The organism is [Mannheimia] succiniciproducens MBEL55E (assembly GCF_000007745.1).
In the GTDB taxonomy this organism is placed as follows: Bacteria; Pseudomonadota; Gammaproteobacteria; order Enterobacterales; family Pasteurellaceae; genus Basfia; species Basfia succiniciproducens.
On record NC_006300.1, the window covers coordinates 601,253 to 623,186 of the forward strand.

Consider the following 21,934-nt stretch of genomic DNA (forward strand, 5'->3'; position numbering starts at 1 on the left):
GCGAGGGCGTATCGCATACGCTCTTGACAAATAAAGACAAGTTTATTCGGGGCGTATGCGATGCCCCTACGGTAATTTGAAAGGATTGAAGTATGCAACCTAAAGATCTGGCTAAAAAATTATTTTCCGAAAAATTCAACCGCACTTCAGAGTTGAATGTGTACGCACCGGGGCGTGTAAATATTATCGGCGAACATACGGATTACAACGACGGTTTTGTTATGCCTTGCGCAATTAATTACGGCACGGCGGTGAGCGGAGCGAAGCGCGACGATCATACATTTTGTGTTTATGCGGCGGATTTAGACCAATTTGACCGCTTCCGTTTAGACCGACCTATTGAACAGAATCCAAGCGAAAAATGGACGGGTTATGTACGCGGCGTGGTGAAATTTATTCAGGAACGTTGTCCCGAATTTACCCAAGGCGCGGATCTGGTAATTAGCGGTAACGTGCCGCTTTCATCCGGGTTGAGTTCGTCCGCCTCTTTAGAAGTCGCCGTCGGCAAATTTTGCCAACAATTAGGCGAACTTCCGCTTTCCAATACGGATATCGCATTAATCGGACAAAAGGCCGAAAATAAATTTGTCGGCGCCAACTGCGGTAACATGGATCAACTGATTTCAGCGCTTGGTCAACAGGATCATTTATTGATGATCGACTGCCGTTCCCTCGAAACTAAAGCAACGCCGGTACCGCATAATATTGCGGTAATGATTGTTAATTCTCATGTGAAACACGATTTGGTTACCGGCGAATATAATACCCGTCGCCAACAATGCGAAGCCGCCGCCAAATTCTTTGGCGTAAAAGCGTTGCGGGACGTGTCGATTCAACAGTTTAAAGAAAAAGAAGCGGAATTGACCGCCCTTGACGGTGAAGCGGCAAAACGCGCCCGCCATGTAGTCACTGAAAACCAACGGGTGTTAGATGCGGTGGATGCATTAAATCAGGGCGATATTTCGCGTCTTGGCGAATTAATGGGGCAATCGCATGATTCAATGCGGGACGATTTTGAAATCACTACGCCGGAAATTGATTATTTAGTGGAACTTGCCCAACAGGTAATCGGCAAATCCGGCGGCGCACGCATGACAGGCGGCGGTTTTGGCGGCTGTATTGTGGCGGTTGCGCCGGTAGAAAAAGTGGAGGAAGTGCGTAAAATTATCGCCGACAACTATCAAAAACGCACAGGCATTAAAGAAGATTTCTATGTTTGCACCGCCTCTCAAGGAGTGCATTTATGCTAAAAACTTTGCAAAAAACGACCGCACTTGCACCGGATAATCAGCCTTTTCAAATAGTGACATTAAGCAATAAAAACGGAATGAAAGTGCAGTTTATGGATTGGGGTGCCACTTGGATTTCTTGCCAAGTACCGGTAAACGGCGAATTACGGGAAGTTTTGTTAGGCTGCAGGGCGGAAGATTATCCGCGACAAAGCGCTTTTTTGGGCGCGACGGTAGGGCGTTATGCAAACCGTATTGCCAATGCGCGTTTCGAACTAAACGGGCAAACTTTCCCGTTAACGGCAAATCAGGGCGTGCATCAATTACACGGTGGTGACGGTTTTGATAAACGCCGTTGGAAAATCGAAAAGTGCGGTGAAAATTTTGTGACTTTTTGTTTAAATTCGGTTGACGGCGATCAAGGCTTCCCCGGTAACGTTGAGGTGGTGCTGGATTACGAATTAAGCGAAGATAATGCGCTTACCGTCAGATTCCATGCGACTCCAGATAAAGATACGCCGCTCAATTTAACCAACCATGCGTATTTTAATTTAAATAATGCGATCCGGGGTTGTGATGTGCGCGGGCATTCTTTGCAGCTTAATGCGGATTATTTTTTACCCGTAGACACTGACGGCATTCCCAATGCGCCGTTAAAATCAGTGGAAGGTACCAGTTTTGATTTTTTGGAGGAAAAACCAATCGGGTTGGATTTCTTGCAGGAAGAACAGCAATTAACCAAAGGTTATGATCATGCTTTTTTGCTAAATAACAATGCGGAAAAAACTTGCGCAATTCTGACCGCACTTGATCGTTCCCTCAGCCTTCAGGTTTTCACTTCTCAGCCCGCATTACAGGTTTACACCGGTAACTATCTCGCCGGCGTACCGACCCGACTCGGCGGCAGTTATGCGGATTATGCCGGCATCGCGTTAGAAACCCAAGCTCTGCCCGACACCCCGAACCATCCCGAGTGGCAACAATACGGCGGCATAACGAAAGCCGGCGAAACCTACCGACATTGGACGACGTTTCGGTTTATTTAAATAAGATACCTTACGGTGGTATTTATGCTATTGAAGCGGAAGCTTATTTGATTGATGAAGTGGTAATGAAACTAATTGATTTAATTGATCCGCAACTTTAAACAGATCTTAAACTATTTATCAAAAAAGCTTACTTCGGTAAGCTTTTTGGTTATTGACAAAGTCCCCCGTAGGGGCGGAATTTATTTCCGCCCTTTATAATAACACTGATAATTCAATATGTTATGGACAGGCATAAAGTCTGTTCCTACAAATTTTTAATAAATCTTTAGGTTTGTCATCAGTCTGAAGCTTACTTCGGTAAGCTTTTTGGTTTTGTTATTTTACATTGCTAATTAGTATTGTCATTGCGTTTACAATTCCCCGGCGGAATAATTTTTTCCGCCCTAGCTATCCCCGGTAAAATATGGTATTTTTTATCCGTCAATCCGACAGAAACTTATTTACCCTCTATGAACGAAGAACACTCGACTAAGACAACCCAAGATACCATTCAAAAGAAAAACTTTTTCCAATCTCTGTTTGATCGTTTTTTTCAAGGCGAGCTTAAAAATCGGGACGAGTTAGTGGAAGTGATCCGTGATTCGGAACAAAACGAACTTATCGATCAAGATACCCGTGAAATGATTGAAGGCGTGATGGAGATCGCCGAATTGCGGGTTCGGGATATTATGATTCCTCGCGCACAAATCGTTTTTATCCAGACTGATCAGGATCTTGAGAGCTGCCTTGATACTATTATCAGCTCGGCGCATTCCCGCTTTCCGGTGGTAGGTAACGAGAAAGATAACGTTGCCGGCATTTTACATGCCAAGGATTTACTTAAATTTTTGCGTACCGATGCGGAAGAATTCCAGCTTGAAAGCCTGTTGCGTCCGGTGGTTATCGTGCCTGAGAGTAAACGGGTGGATCGCATGTTGAAAGAATTTCGTTCCGAACGTTTTCATATGGCGATTGTTGTAGACGAATTCGGTGCGGTTTCCGGCTTGGTAACCATTGAAGATATTTTAGAACAGATTGTCGGTGATATTGAAGATGAATTTGACGAAGAAGATATAGCGGATATTCGTCAACTTTCCCGCCACACCTATGCGGTGCGGGCGTTAACCGATATTGATGATTTTAATCAACAGTTCGGCACGCATTTTGAAGATGAGGAAGTGGATACCATCGGCGGAGTGATAATGCAGGCGTTCGGTTATTTACCGAAACGCGGCGAGGAAATTACTTTGGAAAACATCCATTTCAAAGTAACCTCGGCAGACAGCCGGCGCATTATTCAGTTGCGCGTAACGGTTACCGATGAACAGTTGGCGGAAATTGAAAAATCTGCGGAAGAGAAAGAAGAATAATATTCGCAAGGCGGTTTAAAAACCGCCTTCAGGTTATTAACAAAGTCTTTCGTAGGGGCGGAATTTATTTCCGCCCTTTATAATAACTGATAATTCAATATGTTATGGACAGACATAAAGTCTGTCCATACAAATTTTTAATAAATCTTTAGGTTTGTCAGCAGTCTGAAGGCTGTTTAAACAGCCTTTTTGCTTTTTTACTGAACTCTCATGCTAAAGTAGCTCTAAAGGGGCCATGTATACTTGCCTTGCGTAAATAAATGAACAAAAAATAGAAGAACAAATATCAATGAACAATATTTTTACTTATATAATCGCTATATTAACCGGCGCTGCCGGAGTTTTAGCCTTTTCCCCTTTTGATTTATGGGGCTTTGCTTATGTTTCTTTAATCGGATTGCTGTTCGTTATCAAAAATCCGCAAAAAAAGACCGCACTTTTATCGGCGTTTCTTTGGGGATTAAGCTTTTTCAGTATCGGCGTGAGCTGGCTACATGTGAGCATTCACCAATTCGGCGGTTCGCCTTTATGGTTGAGCTATATTTTGGTGGTAGTGCTTGCCGCTTATTTATCGCTTTATCCGTTATTATTCGCTTATATTGTCCGCCGTTTTAATGTTACAAGCCTTGCAATATTCCCCGTGATTTGGACATTCACCGAATTTTTGCGCGGCTGGATTTTCACCGGTTTCCCGTGGCTGCAATTCGGTTACACGCAAATCGACAGCCCGTTTTACGGCATTGCGCCGCTATTCGGGGTAACGGGTTTAACTTTTTTTGTGATGTGGGCAAGTGCGGTCATTTTCAGCGGAATTTCAACATTAATTCAAACACCTAAAAAACTGCCTGTCGCTTTGGTTAATGCTCTGTTGCTGTTAAGTGTCGGCGGATTGGCAGCGCTGTCTTCACAAAAAATATTTGTGAAAGAAGTGCCGGAAAAAGCGCTTACCGTTACGCTTGCACAAGGCAATATCGAACAGAATCTGAAGTGGGATCCGCAATATCTTTACGCAACCTTAGATATTTACCGGAAACTAATTCTCGAGCATTTAGCCACGAGTGATTTAATTGTATTACCGGAGTCCGCATTGCCGGCATTGGAAAATCAGTTGCAACCTTTCTACCAGGCTTTGCAAACGGCTACACAAGAAAAAGGTACGGAGGTGCTGATTGGCTCGGTTTATCATGATGAAAAATCGGATAAATTGTTAAATTCCATTGTTTCGGTGGGGAATTCGGCACAGCCTTATCAAGCGGGAAATGCTGCAAGCGCCATGCGCTACAGTAAACATCATCTGGTGCCTTTTGGCGAATATGTGCCATTGGAAAATTTATTGCGCCCTTTAGGTTCGGTATTTAATTTGCCGATGTCCGCCTTTCAAAGCGGTGATTTTATTCAGAAACCCTTATTAGCAAAAGGGCGGGCTTTAACCCCGGCAATTTGTTATGAAATTATTTTAGGCTCGCAACTGCAACAAAATCTGCAGCCAAATACCGATTTTCTGCTTACGGTTTCCAACGACGCTTGGTTCGGCGACAGTATCGGCCCTTGGCAACATTTACAAATGGCAAGAATGCGCGCTTTAGAATTGGGCAAACCCCTGATTCGAGCGACCAATACCGGCATTAGCGTATTTATCAACGCACAAGGCAAAGTGATTTCGCAAGCGCCGCAATTCGAGCAAACCGCATTAACGGAAAAAATCGCCCCGACCGAAGGCAAAACCCCTTATGCCGCCTTAGGCGACAAACCGCTTTATTTGCTGGCGTTTATTTTTGTTATGTTGCGCGTACTAGCCATATTTATCAAACGAAAAGTACTGAAAAGTGCGGTATAAATTTACAAAATTTTGAGCAAACTAAAAGCCCTAAGATTTAATTTCTTAGGGCTTTTTGCTGATTGTTTGTTGCCGCCGAAAACGGACGGGCTGATTAACGGCTACGGAAAATGATACGACCTTTGTTTAAATCGTACGGAGTCATTTCAATCGTTACTTTATCGCCGGTTAAAATACGAATATAGTTTTTACGCATTTTGCCTGAAATATGAGCGGTTACCACGTGACCGTTTTCTAATTCAACACGAAACATTGTGTTTGGCAAGGTTTCTAAAATTGTACCTTGCATTTCAATGCAATCTTCTTTTGCCATTGTATCCTCTAAAAAAATAATGAAATTTTTACCGCACTTTTGCGGAAGCTTTTTTGAATGGTGCGAATTATAGCCGTTTTTGTGTGGCGGGGGAAGTTTTTCTTGCTTTGATTGTTTGCTCAAAGCTACAATAGGCGAGTTTATATAATTTCTTTTTTTATATTAAGGTTATCGCTAATGAATAATACAGCTTCTATGTCGCCTCAAAATAATAACGATGAGATTGATCTTATTGATTTAATTAAAGTTTTATGGCAAAAAAAATTAGTTGTAATTCTCACTTCTTTCTTTTTTGCTCTGATCGCTGCAATTTATGCATTTACGGCTAAAGAGCAATGGACATCTAAAGCAACTACCATAGCACCCAAAGTTGCCGATATGGGTTATTATTTATCATTACGCAGTGAATATGCCAACATCTTAAACATTAAAGAATTTACATCAAAAGATGTTGTGGATAACCTCTTTAATAACTTCAGAGTCGCGCTTTTTTCTAATAACATGAAACGTGAGTTTTTTGCTCAATCAAAATGGTTTCAGAATTATGCAAATGAAAACGCAAAAGATGAAGACGCGAAGCAAAAACTTCTGTCGGATATTTTAGATAAATCCTTAATTGTAACTATTCCGGATATTAAGAAAAATCCTAATGCATTGGGGATTAACATTAGTTTTGCTGCCGAGACGCCAAAAGAAGCACAGGAGGTGTTAACTGAATACATTAATTTTATTAATGCCACAGTTTTAACAGAAGATAAAATTGATTTCTTAGCGGATATTAAAATTGCAATTGATAACCTTGAATTACAAAAAGATAAAATTCAACGAGATACAGAAAGTGTGCGTCAAGTTCAGTTAGAAAACTTAACAACAGCGTTAGATATTGCGAAATCAGCCGGCATTAAAGAATATTCAAAAACTTCGGGTAATGTAAGCATTCCTCAATTCGCTTTAGGTGATGCTCAAATTCCATTCACTGATTCTAAACTAAGTGATGGTAGCTATTTGTTTATGTTAGGTGAGAAGTATTTACAGGCTCAGGTAGATACTTTAACTAACAACAAAGTGGTTTACCCTGTATCTTTCTATACAATTGAAAAACAGGTTTCTTTATTGAATTCCTTAGAGCAAAAAGCAAATACAGATAGTAAAGTAACTAGCTATTATTATTTGACTTCACCGGATTATCCAACTACTCGCGATTGGCCGAAACGTGTTCTGTTGCTTTTAATCGGAGCTGTGTTAGGTGGAGTTTTAGGTTGTCTTTGGGTTTTAGGTAAACAAATTTTTAGTCAGAAATAATTATGAATAATAAAGATATTAAAATTATCATCGCTACTCACAAAAAACATTTTATGCCGTCAGATGAAATATATTTACCATTACACGTAGGTAAATTAGGCAAAACTGATCTTGGTTATCAAGGTGATGATACAGGCGACAATATTTCAGCAAAAAACCCGAATTTTTGTGAATTAACCGGGCTTTATTGGGCTTGGAAGAATCTAGCGAATGACTATTTAGGATTAATTCATTACCGTCGTTTTTTCAGCGTGAAAAGTCGTTCGGAACGTAAAAACAACCCGTTAGAAACTTTGTACTTAACCAGTGAAGAAGCAAGTCAGTTGCTAGAACAATATGATGTGATTGTACCGAGTAAGCGTAATTACTATATTGAAACGCTTTATTCACATTATGCAAATACGTTACACGCTGAACATTTAGACGTCACTCGTAAAATTATTGCAGACACGTGCGGTGAATATTTAGATAGTTTTGATTCGGTGATGAAACAACGTGGTGGATATATGTTTAATATGTTCATTATGTCTAAAGAATTAGTGAATGATTACTGTAGCTGGTTATTCCCTATTTTATTTGAATTGGAAAAGCGCATTCCGGCAGAACAATATTCAGCATTCCATGCTCGTTTTTATGGCCGCGTAAGTGAGCTGTTATTTAATGTTTGGCTAAAACAATATTCTCAATCAAAACCACTTAAAGTAAAAGCTATTCCGTTTGTTTATGGTGAAAAGATTAATTGGTTGAAGAAAGGGTTTGCTTTTTTAATGGCTAAGTTTTTTGGTAAAAAGTACGAAAAGAGTTTTTAACTTTATTATGAATAAAATAAATACTGAGCATAAGAAAAGATTATTTAGTAATTTTTTCTCTTTGACTGTATTGCAGATTGTTAATTATGCATTACCATTATTAACATTGCCTTATTTAGTCCGTGTATTAGATGTTGAAACTTATGGACTTGTAATGTTTGCTCAATCATTTATTTTATTCTTTAATATATTAGTTGATTTTGGGTTTAATCTTTCTGCGACTAAAGAAGTTTCAATTCATCGGGATGATAAAAATAAATTGATAGAAATTTATAGTTCTGTCATGGTTATTAAATTTTTACTTATTTTATCTTCTTTTATTATTTTATCTATTATAATATTTTCTTTTGAACGGTTTTCATTGAATAAAGGTGTCTATTTTCTCAGTTTTCTTTGGGTGATTGGGCAGGCATTATTTCCTGTTTGGTATTTTCAGGGGATAGAAAAAATGAAATATATTACTATTGTAAATATTATTGCTAAGTTTTTATTTACAGGGTGTATTTTTCTTTTTGTTAAAGAAAATGCTGATTACCTTTTAATTCCTTTGTTTAATGGATTAGGGATTCTGATAGCAGCATTAGTGGCATTATGGATTGTACATGTCTCATTAAAACAAAAAGTTACTTGGCAACCTTTATCAAAGTTGTGGATATATTTTAAAGAAAGCTCAACTTTTTTCCTTTCTCGAGCTTCTTTAACTATGTACACTTCAGCAAATGCATTTGTATTAGGGATATTTTCAAATAATACAATTGTTGGTTACTATTCAATAGCTGATCAATTATATAAGGCATTGCAAGCTTTTTATACTCCATTATCTCAAGTACTATATCCTTATATAGCTAAAGAAAGAAATATTGTATTATTTAAGAAAATTTTTAATATGGCAGTATTCCTTAATTGTATGGGTATTGCTATTTTATATTTCATTACTGTAGATGTTTTTGCTTTGTTATTTACACAAAAAATTGGAATTGAATCAATTAATGTATTTAATATATTTTTAATAGCATCTCTAATTGTAGTACCAAGTATTTTATTAGGATATCCTTTTTTAGGTGCATTAGGGTTTGCAAAAGAAGCTAATCTTAGTGTGATTTATGCTTCAATTATTCATATTTTGGGATTGGTTATATTAATTTTATTTAATAAAATTTCATTATATTCTGTTGCTTATATGGTTTTAGTAACAGAGTTATTTGTATTTATGTATCGTATAAGCAAAATTAGAGGAAGAAGATTATGGCGAAAACAATTATAACCTATGGTACATTTGATTTATTTCATATAGGACATTTACGCTTATTACAACGTCTAAAAAAATTAGGTGATAAATTAATTGTTGCAGTTTCTACTGATGAATTTAATGAAGGAAAAGGTAAAAAAACAGTAATTCCATATGAGCAACGTGCAGAGATAGTTGCTAATATTAAATGTGTAGATCTCGTTATACCTGAAACAGCATGGGAACAAAAAATAACTGATGTGCAAAAATATGATGTAGATGTCTTTGCTATTGGTAATGATTGGGAAGGTAAATTTGATTTTCTTAAGGAATATTGCGATGTAGTTTATTTAGAGAGAACAAAAGATATTTCATCTACACAGTTAAAACAAACTTTAAAATCATTTTCAATTTCAAAAGATGAAATATTGAAAGCTTTCGATATCTTAGAACAATTGAAACGAGATTTAGAATAATGACACGCTTTGTTAAATTAAGTATAGCAATTCTAACGGCTATGGTGGGATGGATTCTCTATTTTATTTCAGGTTTTGTAACTAGAGACACAAAAAAAATAGTTTTTGGTACTCATACCGGCACTTTTAGTGGTAATGTAAAAGCGCTTTATTTAGATGAATCTTATAAAAAAGATGCTATCAAAATTTTTATTTATAGAAATGAAAATATTAAAGCAAGTTTGGAGGCTTTAGATGGTAAGCCCTTATATTTTTCATATCTTAGCTTTAAAGGAATTTATCATACTCTAACAGCTGGAACTTTCGTTTATTCTAGTTATGCTTCGGATATCAATTATTGGCTATCTAAAAACGCTAAGTTGTTTAATGTTTGGCATGGAACGCCATTAAAAAAAATTGAACGAGATGTGACGACAGGATTTTACTCTATTAGAAATAAATATGAGTTTCTTTTTAAGTATATATATCCTCATTTGTTTGTAAGGCCGAATCAATTATTGGTTTGTTCAGAATATGAGAAAGCTTGTTTTAAAACGGCATTTGATGTAAGTAATGAGGCTTTCGTAGAAGCATTTCCCCCTCGATTAAATACATTAAAAGAAGATTATATTAATGAAATTAATAAGAATTTTATTATTTATGCTCCTACGTGGCGAGATGATTCTTCGTTCCAGTTTTATAAAAATTGTGACCTAAATGCGTTAAACGAGGTAATGGAACAGAAAGGGCTAACTTTTCTTATAAAGCCGCATCCATCAGATAAGATGAAACATTTAGATAAGAAATATAGTCATATTAAACTGGCTCCCTTATCTGAAGATTTTTATGTTTTAGTGAAAAAAGCAAAGCTTGCTGTGACTGATTATTCATCAGTTATGTTTGATTGTATGTATTGCAATATACCGGTGGTATTATTTTGTCCAGATCTTAAAAGCTATATGCTGAATAGCAGAGATTTTTATTGTGATATTAAAGAGTTGCCATTTCCACTTATGGAGAGCGGGAATGATTTTATTCGAATTTTGAATAATAATTTTACTGCTTGTAATTCAGATAAGTTTCTGCCTTATAAGAATACCTTAACTTGAGTAAGCTTATTTAGTAGAGGAAATGTATGGCTAGTTTAAGATTTTTAAAATTTTTATTGATAATAATTTTTTTAGGTTTATGCATAGTAACAATAGATAATATTTTTATTGTTAGCGATTTTGTGTTGTTTGGGATTTTTTTATTTTTGCTTTTTTTAGAAGTTATTATTAATCCGAAAAGAAATTTTATTAATTCTTTAGTTTTATTAGCTGTATTTTTAAATATTCTTGGTGTATTTGCTATTGAGCATTCCGAAGGTAGTTATTATTTATATGAAGTTGAGCAATGGATTACAGAAGAAGGTAGTATACCACTATTGCTTATATATCAGTTCTTCTTTTTACAAGGGGTTTTTCTATTTGTTCAGGAAAGAAAAATTGAGAACTGGAATATAACTAATATTCATTTCAAATCCTTTTTTATTTTATCATTAACGTTTCTTCTTCTTTTAACATTCGGTCTAATCGCTAAGTATTCTCCAGCTCCTGTTTTAAGAGTTGATAGATTTGTATATGATAAAGAAATACTGGGTAAATTTGGTCAAATTACTAATATTTTGTTTTATTACTCTTTAGGCTTGGGAATTCTTTATTTTAAAGAGAAGAAAAAAATATACTTATTTTTATTATTTTTTATAGAACTGGCCTTTTTACTAAAAGGACATAAGTTCTGGAACTTAATAGAAATTCTTTTTTTATTTTTAATACCATATACAAGTAACATTATTAGAGCCAAAGTTATAAGTTTGATTTTAGCGGTTGGTAGTGTAATGACATTATTTATTGTCGCAGCAATAAGTATTAATGTGTATTATTTCCCATCATTTGATCCCGTGGATTACGCACGTCAACGACTTTCGCAAGAAGGGCAATTATGGTGGTCAACTTATAAAGGGTATGAGCCTAAACTTAGAACTGATGAATTATATGCAGAGCTTAAAAATTATACAAATTTAGATGAGTATAACCAATATGATATTGGTATGTATAAAGTTATGAGATTAAATACGACTCCAGAGAGATTTGAATGGAAATTAGATAAGCTATCAAGATATGTATATTCTACTCCACCATTATTATATTATTATTTAGGCGCAGGTCTGGGTATTTTAGGAATGTTCCTATTGGGAATGGCTTTCAGCTTTTGGGGAAATTTATTAATTTATACTATAAATAGAGGTGATCTGTTTTTATCTTTAATAGTATCAAGATTTTTTTATATATTCCGAAAGGCAGCTAAGGATGGGGATATTTATAAATTTTTCTCAATTGAATTTATGCTGTTAATTTTAATTTCTCTGTCTTTTTATATATTTTATAAATATAAGGATGATTTGTATAAGCGAAAAAGTTTAATTGCGGTTAATGGAGTATAGCTAATGCTTCTAGGTAAATTGACTAGCTTTATATAAATTTATCAATTTACTTAATTATATTAAATTATTTTAATAAATTTAAATTAGGAAATAACATGAAGAAATACGATTACCTTATTGTGGGTGCCGGTCTTTTCGGTTCAATATTTGCGTACGAAGCCACAAAACGTGGTAAAAAATGTTTAGTAATTGAAAAACGTGATCACATTGGGGGTAACTGTTATACCCAAAATGTGGAAGGCATTAATGTACATAAATATGGCGCACATATTTTCCACACCAGTAATAAAGTGGTTTGGGATTATATTCAACAATTTGCTGAATTTAATCGTTTTACGAATTCGCCAATAGCGCGTTATAAAGATGAACTTTATAGCTTGCCGTTTAATATGTTGACCTTTAATAAAATGTGGGGCGTAATTACGCCACAAGAAGCTGAAGCAAAAATTAAAGAACAAATCGCTCAAGAAAGTATCACAGAGCCTAAAAACTTAGAAGAACAAGCAATTTCGCTGGTTGGTCGTGATATTTACGAAAAATTGATCAAAGGTTATACCGAAAAACAATGGGGTCGTAAATGTACCGAGCTTCCAGCATTTATTATTAAACGCTTACCGGTTCGTTATACCTACGATAACAACTATTTCTATGATACTTATCAAGGTATTCCAATTGGGGGTTACACCGGTATTTTTGAAAGAATGCTTGATGGCATTGAAGTGAAATTGGGTGTAGATTTCTTTACTGAGCGTGAATATTACGAAAATCTAGCGGATAAAATCGTATTTACCGGAATGATTGATGAATATTTTGGTTATCAATTCGGTAAATTAGAATATCGCAGTTTACGTTTTGATAATGAAGTATTAGATATGCCAAATTATCAAGGTAATGCTGTAGTTAACTATACTGAAGCGGAAGTACCTTATACGCGTATTATTGAGCATAAACATTTTGAATATGGTACACAGCCAAAAACTGTGATTACCCGTGAGCATTCGAAAGAATATGAAGAAGGGGATGAACCATATTATCCAATTAATGATGCTCGTAATAATGAACTTTATGCAAAATACAAAGAATTGGCTGATGAAAAATCAAATGTGATTTTTGGTGGTCGTTTAGCTCAATATAAATATTTTGATATGCATAATATTATTGCTGAAGCTTTAGAATGTGTGAATGCACACTTCAGATGATTTGCAAAGGAACCATATCAATGAAAAAGATCCTGTTTTGTAAATTTACGCTTGCTTTGACTGATTTTTTATCGCTCAGTTTGTCTATTGTTCTGGCTTTTTATAGCCTTGAATTATGGACCGGTGAGTTAAGTCGTTATGTGCCTACGGAACAAATTGAAGAACGTTTCTACATTCATATCATTTTGTCTTTTATTGGTATGGGCTGGTATTGGATAAGATTGCGTCATTATACTTACCGAAAACCCTTCTGGTTTGAATTAAAAGAAGTACTTCGGACCTTATTTATCTTAGGCATAATTGAATTAGCGATTGTTGCATTTTCTAAGTTGTATTTTTCTCGTTACTTATGGGTGTTAACCTGGCTTATTGCATTAATTATTGTACCAACCTGCCGAGTTGTAATGAAAAAAATCCTAATTAAGTCAGGTTGGTATCTACGTGATGCTATTATTATCGGTAGCGGGCAAAATGCTGTGGATGCTTATAATGCACTAATGAGTGAATCTTATTTAGGTTTTAAAATTAAGTACTTTATAACTTCTCATGAAAATAAGGCAATTGAAACTTTAGACGTGCCTAGTATTAATGAAAACGCTCAAGAATTATGGAAAGCTGCAACTAACAAATCAGATCAATTTATTATTGCACTGGAAGAAGATGAGGCGGACTCGCGAGATGCTTGGCTTCGATATTTCTCTTCCCATAAATATCGTTCCGTATCGGTTATCCCTACATTACGCGGTTTGCCTTTATATAGCACAGATATGTCTTTCATATTTAGCCATGAAGTGATGTTATTGCGCGTTCATAATAATTTAGCTAAACGTTCTTCTCGTTTCTTAAAAAGAACTATGGATATCTTAGGTTCGTTGACGATTATTATCTTATTATCTCCAATTTTACTTTATTTATATTTTTCCGTTAAAAAAGATGGTGGCAATGCAATTTATGGACACCCTCGTATTGGTCGGAACGGTAAAACATTTAAATGCTTAAAATTCAGATCAATGGTCGTGAATTCTAAAGAAGTATTAGAGGAATTACTTGAGAGAGATCCGGAAGCTCGAGCGGAATGGGAAAAGGATTTTAAGCTAAAAAATGATCCTCGTATTACAAAAATTGGTGCCTTCATCCGTAAAACTAGTCTGGATGAACTTCCTCAATTATTCAACGTATTAAAAGGCGAAATGTCCCTTGTTGGTCCCCGTCCGATTGTTAAAGAAGAATTAGAACGCTATCAGGACGATGTAGATTATTATCTTATGGCAAAACCGGGCATGACCGGACTTTGGCAGGTGAGTGGTCGTAATGATGTGGATTATGATACCCGGGTTTATTTTGATGCTTGGTATGTGAAGAATTGGTCATTGTGGAATGATATTGCGATCCTGTTTAAAACTGTGAATGTTGTTTTGAATCGTGATGGGGCGTATTAATATGCTGCAACAATTTACACGTTATTTTTCCGTTGGCATATTTAATACCTTAATTCATTGGTTGGTTTTTGCATTTTTTTATTATGTTTTTTCGTTAGACCAAGCAAATAGTAATCTTATTGCTTTTATTGTCGCAGTGACGTTCTCGTTCTTTATGAATGCGAAATTTACCTTTAAGCAACAGGTTTCCTCTGTCAAATTTGTGAGTTACACCTGTTTTATGGGATTGTTAAGCTACGCAACAGGTTTATGTGCAGATTATTTTAATTTTCCAGCCATTATCACGCTTATTGGGTTTTCGGTAATTAGTTTGATTTGTGGATTCTTATATTCAAAATTTATCGTTTTCAAGGGGTAATATATGAAAGTTTCTTTAGCCGTGCCAGTTTTTAATGAAGAAGATACCATCCCACTTTTTTACCAAAAAGTAAGAAACTATGAAGAATTACAAGCTTATGATGTAGAGATTGTATTTATTAATGATGGCTCATCTGATAAAACAGAAGAAATTATCACCGCACTTTCGGCACAAGATCCTCTTGTACAAGCGGTTCAATTTTCACGAAATTTTGGAAAAGAGCCAGCGTTATTTGCAGGTTTAGAGTATTCAACAGGAGATGTAGTGATTCCGATTGATGTGGATTTACAGGATCCCATTGAAGTTATTCCAGAACTGATTAAAGAACACCAAAAAGGTTTTGATGTCGTGTTGGCAAAACGTGTTGACCGACAAACTGATTCTTGGTTTAAACGTAAAACAGCGCTTTGGTTTTATAAATTACACAACCAAATTTCAAAACCTAAAATTGAAGAAAACGTTGGTGATTTCCGTTTAATGAGTCGTCGAGTTGTAGAGGCAATCAAACAATTGCCAGAACGTCAGCTATTTATGAAGGGGATTTTAAGCTGGGTTGGTTTTGATACTGCTGTTGTAGAGTATAACCGTGCTGAAAGAGTTGCCGGCACAACTAAATTTAATGGGTGGAAACTCTGGAATTTTGCTTTAGAAGGCATTACTTCATTTAGTACATTTCCGCTTCGTTTATGGACATATATTGGATTATTTATTTCTGCTTGTAGCTTTTTATATGGCAGCATCTTGATTTTAGGCAAACTAATTTGGGGTAATACCGTGCCAGGCTATCCATCTTTAATGGTGGCAATTCTCTTCTTAGGTGGCGTGCAATTAATCGGTGTTGGTGTGCTAGGTGAATATATTGGACGGATTTATTCCGAAAGTAAGCAAAGACCTAGATATATTGTGAAAACTCAAAAAGGTAATAATAATGAATAAGTATTTGAAGAGTGATTTTATTTTTTCTCTATTTCTTTCAATTGCTATAATGTTTATTTGCTTGTATTTTGAGAAAAGTTTCTTTTTTGTTGATGATGCACAGAATGAATTTTTGCCATTTACTAGACAAATAGGGAATGTTTGGTTAAATGGCGAGATTCCTTTTATATTAAAGAATACATTTATTGGCTCTAATACGATGATTGATATCCATCGTGCAATATTTTTGCCACAAAATATATTTTTATCTATTTTATCTGTAAAGATTACATCTTTAAAAATAATTTCCATTATTGCAGCGTTTATAAATTTATTTGTTATGTCTTTTTCTGCTTTAAAGCTGAGTGAGGCTTTTTCATTAACCAAAGCTGCAGGTATTGTATTAGCTTTTCTTTTTTGTATAAATCCAATATTCTTATATTTTTATTTAGAATCATGGTGGAATGCAGCAGCAGGACAAGCTTGGTTTGTTGCCTCACTTGCTAGTGTCGCATGGCTAATGCGAGCTTTTTCAATTAAAAGATTACTTCTTAATGTTATAACTGTTCTTTCTATTTTTGCTTCAGGATGGCCTCATTCTGTTTTAGTTTATGGCTTTTTGGCTTTGATTTTTTCTATATTTCTATATTTAAATAAAAGACATAATGATTTGATTTTGTTTGTTTTAATATCATTTTCTATTATTTTAATTGCAATTCCGTTATATTCTGAGTATGTGATTTCAGGGGATTTGATTAATAGACAGTCATTTAAGTTTAATAATGTTGGGAATTTTCTTTCAACTACATTGAATCAACTCTTATTAACATTCAATGTGACTTACTATCATTTTATGCATAGATATGGTGGGTATAGTATTACACACATTCCTATGGGATATTCATCTATTTATATCCTTCTATTAATCTGTTTTGGTTCGTTGAAAAATATCGCCAGAAACCCGAATAGTTTATTTTTGCTGGTTTTATGTACAGTTTTTTTTATTTTGACTCAAACCCCTACTGAAATTGGACCGTTCCGTTATCCATTTAGGTTTACACCATATTTTTCAGAAGTTTTAACTATGTTATCTATTTTTTCTTTAGAAAAGCTAGGTATAGTCAAGACAAGAGCAAGAGTTTTCCTAGTTGTATTGCTTCTTAGTATATCACTTTTGTTGTCTATATTTTCTCTTGAGGAAAATTTTGGTAAGTATGCAATATTACAATTTCTATTTTTTGCTGTAACTACATGGTATGTAGTACGTTATAATTCAATATCTTTAAAAAGTGGTTTACCCTACACTGCATTTATTTTCTTATTAATGCTTTTAGCCAAAGATTCTGTTATTGGTTATTTATCTTTCCCTGACTTGAAAAATAGTATAAATATGGAGAATAATTATTCTCAAGGAGGGTATATACTATCTTTGACTAATGGAAAAAGACCGAAAAATAACTTAGAAGATCTTAATTCTACTCATTTTATGTTATATGGTCTAAAGTCAATTAATGGCGCATCTCCTGTTGGAAACAAGTATATATCTAAAACTATATCGACAAGATCTTCTCAAGCATTTTTCAATGCTAAAGAAACTATTTTAGGTTTGTCTAAAACATATAAAGATAAATGTTACTTCGATTTGTTTGGGATTGATACTGTTATTTTGAACAAAAAAGATAATTCAAGTTTAATTTCTCAGAAACTATCAGATTGTGGCTTTTCTGAGAGAAAAGTTAAAAGTCATGATGTTATTTATTTTTTACGCAATGATTTTAATGCTAAAGGGAGTGTGTCATATCACTCAGATACCCTTAGTATTAATCAACAGATTTCGTTGAAAAATAACTCAGAGTTTTACCAGCTTAGTGGTTTGAAAGGTGATGAACTAATCTTTAATAGAGTTTATTGGTATGGTTACCGAGCATATATTAATGACAAAGAAATTCCACTTTTAAATTATGATGGATTATTGAGAATTATTTTAGATCATGATTATCAAAATGGAGTGTTAAGATTGGAGTATTTTCCTAAAAGCTGGAAATATGCATTGTTAATAGCATTGAGTGGTTTTCTTTTACTACTGTTTTCTGTTGGTTATATGCAGAGAATGCGAAAATGGGTGAGTCTAAATTAGCCAAAATAGAACATTTAATTGCTGAAATTAATAAATTACATTGTTATTTTACTAATGACTATTTTAAATTAGGAAAATATCAAAAAATAGACTTTAATAATGGTTTGACAAAAGTTCCATTAGAACACATTTTGTCTTATCGCTTAAATCTGCATGAATCGAACAATGATTATCTTTATTGTGCCGATTTATATGATATTGCTTATTTTTATCGAGTTAAAACTTCAGAATCTATCTTGGATAAAATTGAACGATTTAAACAACGTAGTGAAGGTTAGCCGCTAAACAGTATTTTAAATGATATTTTTGGTGCAAGAATTATTGTTTCCAGTGAAGATATTGAAAAAGTGATGGAGTCTTTAGATTCTTGGCAAGAAAAGTATGGCTTGAAGAATTGGTATTTGCAGGATAAAGATAAATATCGGTATCCGTATTTATTTTAAAAATGCGAGTAACTTTTATTATCCTTGGGAATTGCGAATCTGGGATAAAAAAGAGACAGAAAAAATATTCAAAGCCATTAGAAATATAAATGAAATTTTGTTAATAAGGTGAAGTAATGCAAATTCAGCTTTCAAATCTTCCGGCCCCTAAATCCTGGGGGAAAAATCCTTTACTTTCATTTTCTGATAACCAGGCGACCATTCATCTAGAAAATTCTGAAAAATCCGACCGCACTTTGATTCAAAAGGCGGCTCGTAAGTTGCGCGGGCAGGGGATTGATGATGTTGAACTTGTAGGAAATGATTGGAGTCTGGAAAACTGTTGGGCGTTTTATCAGGGTTTTTATACCGCTAAACAGGATTGGGCGGTGGAGTTTCCGGAATTAGGGGATGATCATGAAGAATTGCTGGCGCGTATTCAGTGTGGTGATTTCGTTCGTGAAATCATTAATTTGCCTTCCTCTGTGATTACGCCTTTGGAACTTGCGCAACGTTCGGCACGGTTTATTGCCGGGTTGGCGGAAGAATATGCCGGAAAAAGTGCGGTCGATTTTCACATAATTTCGGGTGAAGAATTGAAAGCGCAGAATTATCTCGGTATCTGGAATGTAGGCAAAGGAGCTGAAAATCCGCCGGCGATGTTGCAATTGGATTTTAATCCGACAGGTAATCCGGAATCACCGGTGCTGGCTTGTTTAGTGGGAAAAGGAATTACGTTTGACAGCGGCGGTTATAGCATTAAGCCGAGCAATTTCATGGATAGTATGCGCACGGATATGGGCGGCGCGGCATTAGTGACCGGTGCGCTAGGCCTTGCAATTGCCCGCGGATTGAATCGGCGCGTGAAGTTGTTTTTATGCTGTGCGGAAAATTTAGTCAGCGGCAATGCTTTTAAATTAGGCGATATTATTACTTATCGTAACGGTGTAAAAGCGGAAATTCTGAACACTGATGCGGAAGGCCGCTTGGTGCTGGCGGACGGCTTGATTGATGCCTCTTCCGAAAATGCGCAATTTATTCTTGATGCGGCAACCCTGACCGGTGCGGCAAAAGTGGCATTAGGCAATGACTATCATTGCGTATTATCAATGGATGAGGAATTGACGACGGATTTATTTAATGCAGCCAAAGAAGAACAGGAACCTTTTTGGCGTTTGCCTTTTGAAGAGCTTCACCGTTCGCAAATCAGCTCGTCTTTTGCCGATATTTCTAATACTTCTTCTGCTGCGCTAGCGGCGGGCGCGAGTACCGCAACGGCATTTTTATCGCATTTTGTGAAAGATTATCAACAAAACTGGCTGCATTTGGATTGTTCGGCGACTTATCGTAAAACGCCAAGTGATTTATGGGCGACGGGGGCGACAGGTTTAGGCGTGCAAACCATTGCAAATTTATTACTCACTAAAGCAACGCAATTGTAAGGATTTATTATGTCATTAGAACGTACGTTTTCAATTATTAAACCCGATGCGGTAGAACGTAATTTAATCGGCAAAATTTTGGCTCGTTTCGAACAAAGCGGGTTTGAGATTGTAGCCGCTAAAATGGTGCGTTTAACTAAAGCTCAAGCCGAAGGTTTTTATGCCGAGCATCAGGGCAAGCCTTTTTTTGAGGATTTAGTGGAATATATGGTTTCCGCACCCATATTGGTATCTGTGCTGCAAAAAGAAAATGCCGTTAAAGATTACCGCACTTTAATTGGCGCAACGGATCCGGCTAAGGCGAAAGAGGGGACGGTTCGTAAAGAATTTGCCGAAAGCCTGCGCCGTAATTCCGTCCACGGTTCGGATAGTTTAGAAAGTGCGGCGCGTGAAATTGCTTATTTTTTTATTGATTCGGAAATTTGTTCAAGATAAGAAAATTGCAATATTATGTTGTGCGGTTTGTAATTCAAAACACCTAGAGGGCAAACTCTGGGTGTTCAAGATAATCCGCAGCGGCATACCAGTAACGCTAACGAGTGGAACTGTCAGCAGACCCTCTATCTTCAAATCCCTTTCGGAATTCAAATACGTTTGTATTTTATTTTTTAATATCTATATATTTAACCAGTATTCTTTAAAATAAAGAGCTTGCAATTTAATCTAAAATCTATATTATAGCCGTCCATACGTCCAAATAAGTTTATTTTAGTAAGGGAAAGAGCATGTCTTCATATTTATTTACTTCCGAGTCTGTGTCTGAAGGGCATCCGGATAAAATTGCCGACCAAATTTCGGATGCGGTATTAGATGAAATTTTAAAACAAGATCCTAAAGCGCGCGTTGCCTGCGAAACCTATGTAAAAACCGGTATGGCGCTGGTTGGCGGTGAAATTACCACTTCCGCTTGGGTTGATATTGAGTATATTGCCCGTCAGGTAATTTGCGATATCGGTTACACTTCTTCCGAAATGGGCTTTGACGGCCATTCCTGTGCGGTATTAAACGGTATTGGTAAACAATCTTCCGATATTAACCAAGGGGTGGATCGTGACGACCCGTTAAACCAAGGTGCCGGCGACCAAGGGATTATGTTCGGTTACGCCACTAATGAAACCGAAGTGTTAATGCCGGCGGCGATTACTTATGCTCACCGTTTAATGGAACGCCAGGCTTGGGTTCGTAAAAACGGCACTTTGCCTTGGCTACGTCCGGATGCGAAAAGCCAGGTTACTTTAAAATACGAAAACAATAAAATCGTCGGTGTGGATGCGGTGGTACTTTCTACCCAGCATAGCGATAGCGTAACGCAGGAAGATTTGCATGAAGCGGTAATGGAAGAAATCATTAAACCGGTATTACCGGCAAAATGGTTGAGCAAAGACACCAAATATTTTATTAACCCGACCGGCCGTTTTGTTATCGGCGGACCCATGGGCGACTGCGGTTTAACCGGCCGTAAAATTATTGTGGATACTTACGGCGGTGCGGCTCGTCACGGTGGCGGCGCGTTTTCCGGTAAGGATCCGTCAAAAGTTGACCGTTCAGCCGCTTATGCCGCGCGTTATGTAGCGAAAAATATTGTGGCGGCAGGTTTAGCCGACCGTTGCGAAATTCAGCTTTCTTACGCTATCGGTGTGGCGGAACCAACATCCATTATGGTGGAAACCTTCGGCACCGGTAAAGTGGCTGACGAATTATTGGTTGCGCTTGTACGCGAACATTTTGATTTGCGCCCTTACGGGTTAATTAAAATGTTGGACTTAATTAAACCGATTTATCGCGAAACCGCCGCTTACGGGCATTTCGGTCGCGAACAATTCCCATGGGAAAAAACAGATCGTGCTGCGGAATTAAAAGCGGCGGCAGGTTTATAAAAACAGAAAATCCTCCTTTAAGGGAGGATTTTTTACAAGTTTAGGTTTTATCCGGCGGGAATTATCCCGCCGTTATTTTCCTGATAATT

General features: G+C 36.2%; 20 protein-coding genes. 19 read left to right on the plus strand and 1 reads right to left on the minus strand.

Annotated features, from left to right (window positions below):
• Positions 1–92: 92 nt before the first annotated feature.
• The 4 genes from galK to lnt all read left to right on the plus strand — a co-directional run bounded on the left by galK (position 93) and on the right by lnt (position 5,464).
• The gene (gene galK / locus MS_RS02995) at positions 93–1,250 is read left to right on the plus strand and encodes a galactokinase (RefSeq protein ID WP_011199827.1); all 1,158 of its coding nucleotides are present in this window, start codon (positions 93–95) and stop codon (positions 1,248–1,250) included.
• Positions 1,244–2,275: a galactose-1-epimerase gene (gene galM / locus MS_RS03000; protein ID WP_011199828.1), complete on the plus strand. Its 1,032-nt coding sequence runs from the start codon at positions 1,244–1,246 to the stop codon at positions 2,273–2,275. Before galK ends, galM begins: the two co-directional genes overlap by 7 nt.
• Before the next feature lie 452 nt (positions 2,276–2,727).
• Positions 2,728–3,627, plus strand: a complete 900-nt coding sequence (gene corC, locus MS_RS03005; protein ID WP_041639583.1) for a CNNM family magnesium/cobalt transport protein CorC — start codon at positions 2,728–2,730, stop codon at positions 3,625–3,627.
• A 289-nt stretch (positions 3,628–3,916) separates the two neighbouring features.
• Complete coding sequence (gene lnt / locus MS_RS03010; protein ID WP_011199831.1) at positions 3,917–5,464, plus strand: apolipoprotein N-acyltransferase; 1,548 nt, start codon at positions 3,917–3,919, stop codon at positions 5,462–5,464.
• 94 nt (positions 5,465–5,558) lie between these two features.
• On the opposite strand, the gene infA is transcribed toward lnt, so the two are convergent.
• Positions 5,559–5,777, minus strand: coding sequence for a translation initiation factor IF-1 (gene infA / locus MS_RS03015; protein ID WP_005717339.1), 219 nt, complete (start codon positions 5,775–5,777; stop codon positions 5,559–5,561).
• Between the two features lie 177 nt (positions 5,778–5,954).
• On the opposite strand from infA, the gene MS_RS03020 reads away from it, so the two are divergent.
• From MS_RS03020 to metK, 15 genes are all read left to right on the plus strand, one after another.
• Positions 5,955–7,079, plus strand: coding sequence for an LPS O-antigen chain length determinant protein WzzB (locus tag MS_RS03020; RefSeq protein WP_041639584.1), 1,125 nt, complete (start codon positions 5,955–5,957; stop codon positions 7,077–7,079).
• Between the two features lie 2 nt (positions 7,080–7,081).
• The gene (locus MS_RS03025; RefSeq protein WP_011199835.1) at positions 7,082–7,888 is read left to right on the plus strand and encodes a DUF4422 domain-containing protein; all 807 of its coding nucleotides are present in this window, start codon (positions 7,082–7,084) and stop codon (positions 7,886–7,888) included.
• A 7-nt stretch (positions 7,889–7,895) separates the two neighbouring features.
• Positions 7,896–9,152 (plus strand): oligosaccharide flippase family protein, encoded by a 1,257-nt coding sequence (locus tag MS_RS03030; protein ID WP_041639585.1) that lies wholly within the window; start codon positions 7,896–7,898, stop codon positions 9,150–9,152.
• The gene (gene tagD, locus MS_RS03035; protein ID WP_011199837.1) at positions 9,134–9,592 is read left to right on the plus strand and encodes a glycerol-3-phosphate cytidylyltransferase; all 459 of its coding nucleotides are present in this window, start codon (positions 9,134–9,136) and stop codon (positions 9,590–9,592) included. The genes MS_RS03030 and tagD overlap by 19 nt, the downstream gene beginning before the upstream one ends.
• Positions 9,592–10,680 (plus strand): CDP-glycerol glycerophosphotransferase family protein, encoded by a 1,089-nt coding sequence (locus MS_RS03040; RefSeq protein WP_011199838.1) that lies wholly within the window; start codon positions 9,592–9,594, stop codon positions 10,678–10,680. The genes tagD and MS_RS03040 overlap by 1 nt, the downstream gene beginning before the upstream one ends.
• A 26-nt stretch (positions 10,681–10,706) precedes the next feature.
• Positions 10,707–12,056 carry a DUF6418 domain-containing protein gene (locus tag MS_RS03045; RefSeq protein ID WP_011199839.1) on the plus strand — a complete coding sequence of 450 codons (1,350 nt, stop codon included), beginning with the start codon at positions 10,707–10,709 and terminating at the stop codon, positions 12,054–12,056.
• 95 nt (positions 12,057–12,151) lie between these two features.
• Positions 12,152–13,255, plus strand: coding sequence for a UDP-galactopyranose mutase (gene glf / locus MS_RS03050; RefSeq protein ID WP_011199840.1), 1,104 nt, complete (start codon positions 12,152–12,154; stop codon positions 13,253–13,255).
• Positions 13,256–13,275: 20 nt separating this feature from the next.
• Positions 13,276–14,694 (plus strand): undecaprenyl-phosphate galactose phosphotransferase WbaP, encoded by a 1,419-nt coding sequence (gene wbaP, locus MS_RS03055; protein WP_041639586.1) that lies wholly within the window; start codon positions 13,276–13,278, stop codon positions 14,692–14,694.
• Between the two features lies 1 nt (position 14,695).
• A complete protein-coding gene (locus tag MS_RS03060; protein ID WP_041639587.1) occupies positions 14,696–15,052 on the plus strand; it encodes a GtrA family protein in 357 nt (118 codons plus the stop codon).
• A gap of 3 nt (positions 15,053–15,055) precedes the next feature.
• Positions 15,056–15,988, plus strand: coding sequence for a glycosyltransferase family 2 protein (locus tag MS_RS03065; RefSeq protein ID WP_011199843.1), 933 nt, complete (start codon positions 15,056–15,058; stop codon positions 15,986–15,988).
• Entirely contained in the window at positions 15,981–18,104 is a 2,124-nt protein-coding gene (locus MS_RS03070; protein WP_011199844.1) for a hypothetical protein, read from the plus strand. The genes MS_RS03065 and MS_RS03070 overlap by 8 nt, the downstream gene beginning before the upstream one ends.
• Entirely contained in the window at positions 18,086–18,382 is a 297-nt protein-coding gene (locus MS_RS11205) for a hypothetical protein (protein ID WP_011199845.1), read from the plus strand. The genes MS_RS03070 and MS_RS11205 overlap by 19 nt, the downstream gene beginning before the upstream one ends.
• Before the next feature lie 281 nt (positions 18,383–18,663).
• Complete coding sequence (gene pepB, locus MS_RS03080) at positions 18,664–19,968, plus strand: aminopeptidase PepB (protein WP_011199846.1); 1,305 nt, start codon at positions 18,664–18,666, stop codon at positions 19,966–19,968.
• Between the two features lie 9 nt (positions 19,969–19,977).
• The gene (ndk, locus tag MS_RS03085) at positions 19,978–20,403 is read left to right on the plus strand and encodes a nucleoside-diphosphate kinase (protein ID WP_011199847.1); all 426 of its coding nucleotides are present in this window, start codon (positions 19,978–19,980) and stop codon (positions 20,401–20,403) included.
• A gap of 290 nt (positions 20,404–20,693) precedes the next feature.
• Positions 20,694–21,845 carry a methionine adenosyltransferase gene (gene metK / locus MS_RS03090; protein ID WP_011199848.1) on the plus strand — a complete coding sequence of 384 codons (1,152 nt, stop codon included), beginning with the start codon at positions 20,694–20,696 and terminating at the stop codon, positions 21,843–21,845.
• Positions 21,846–21,934 lie beyond the last annotated feature (89 nt).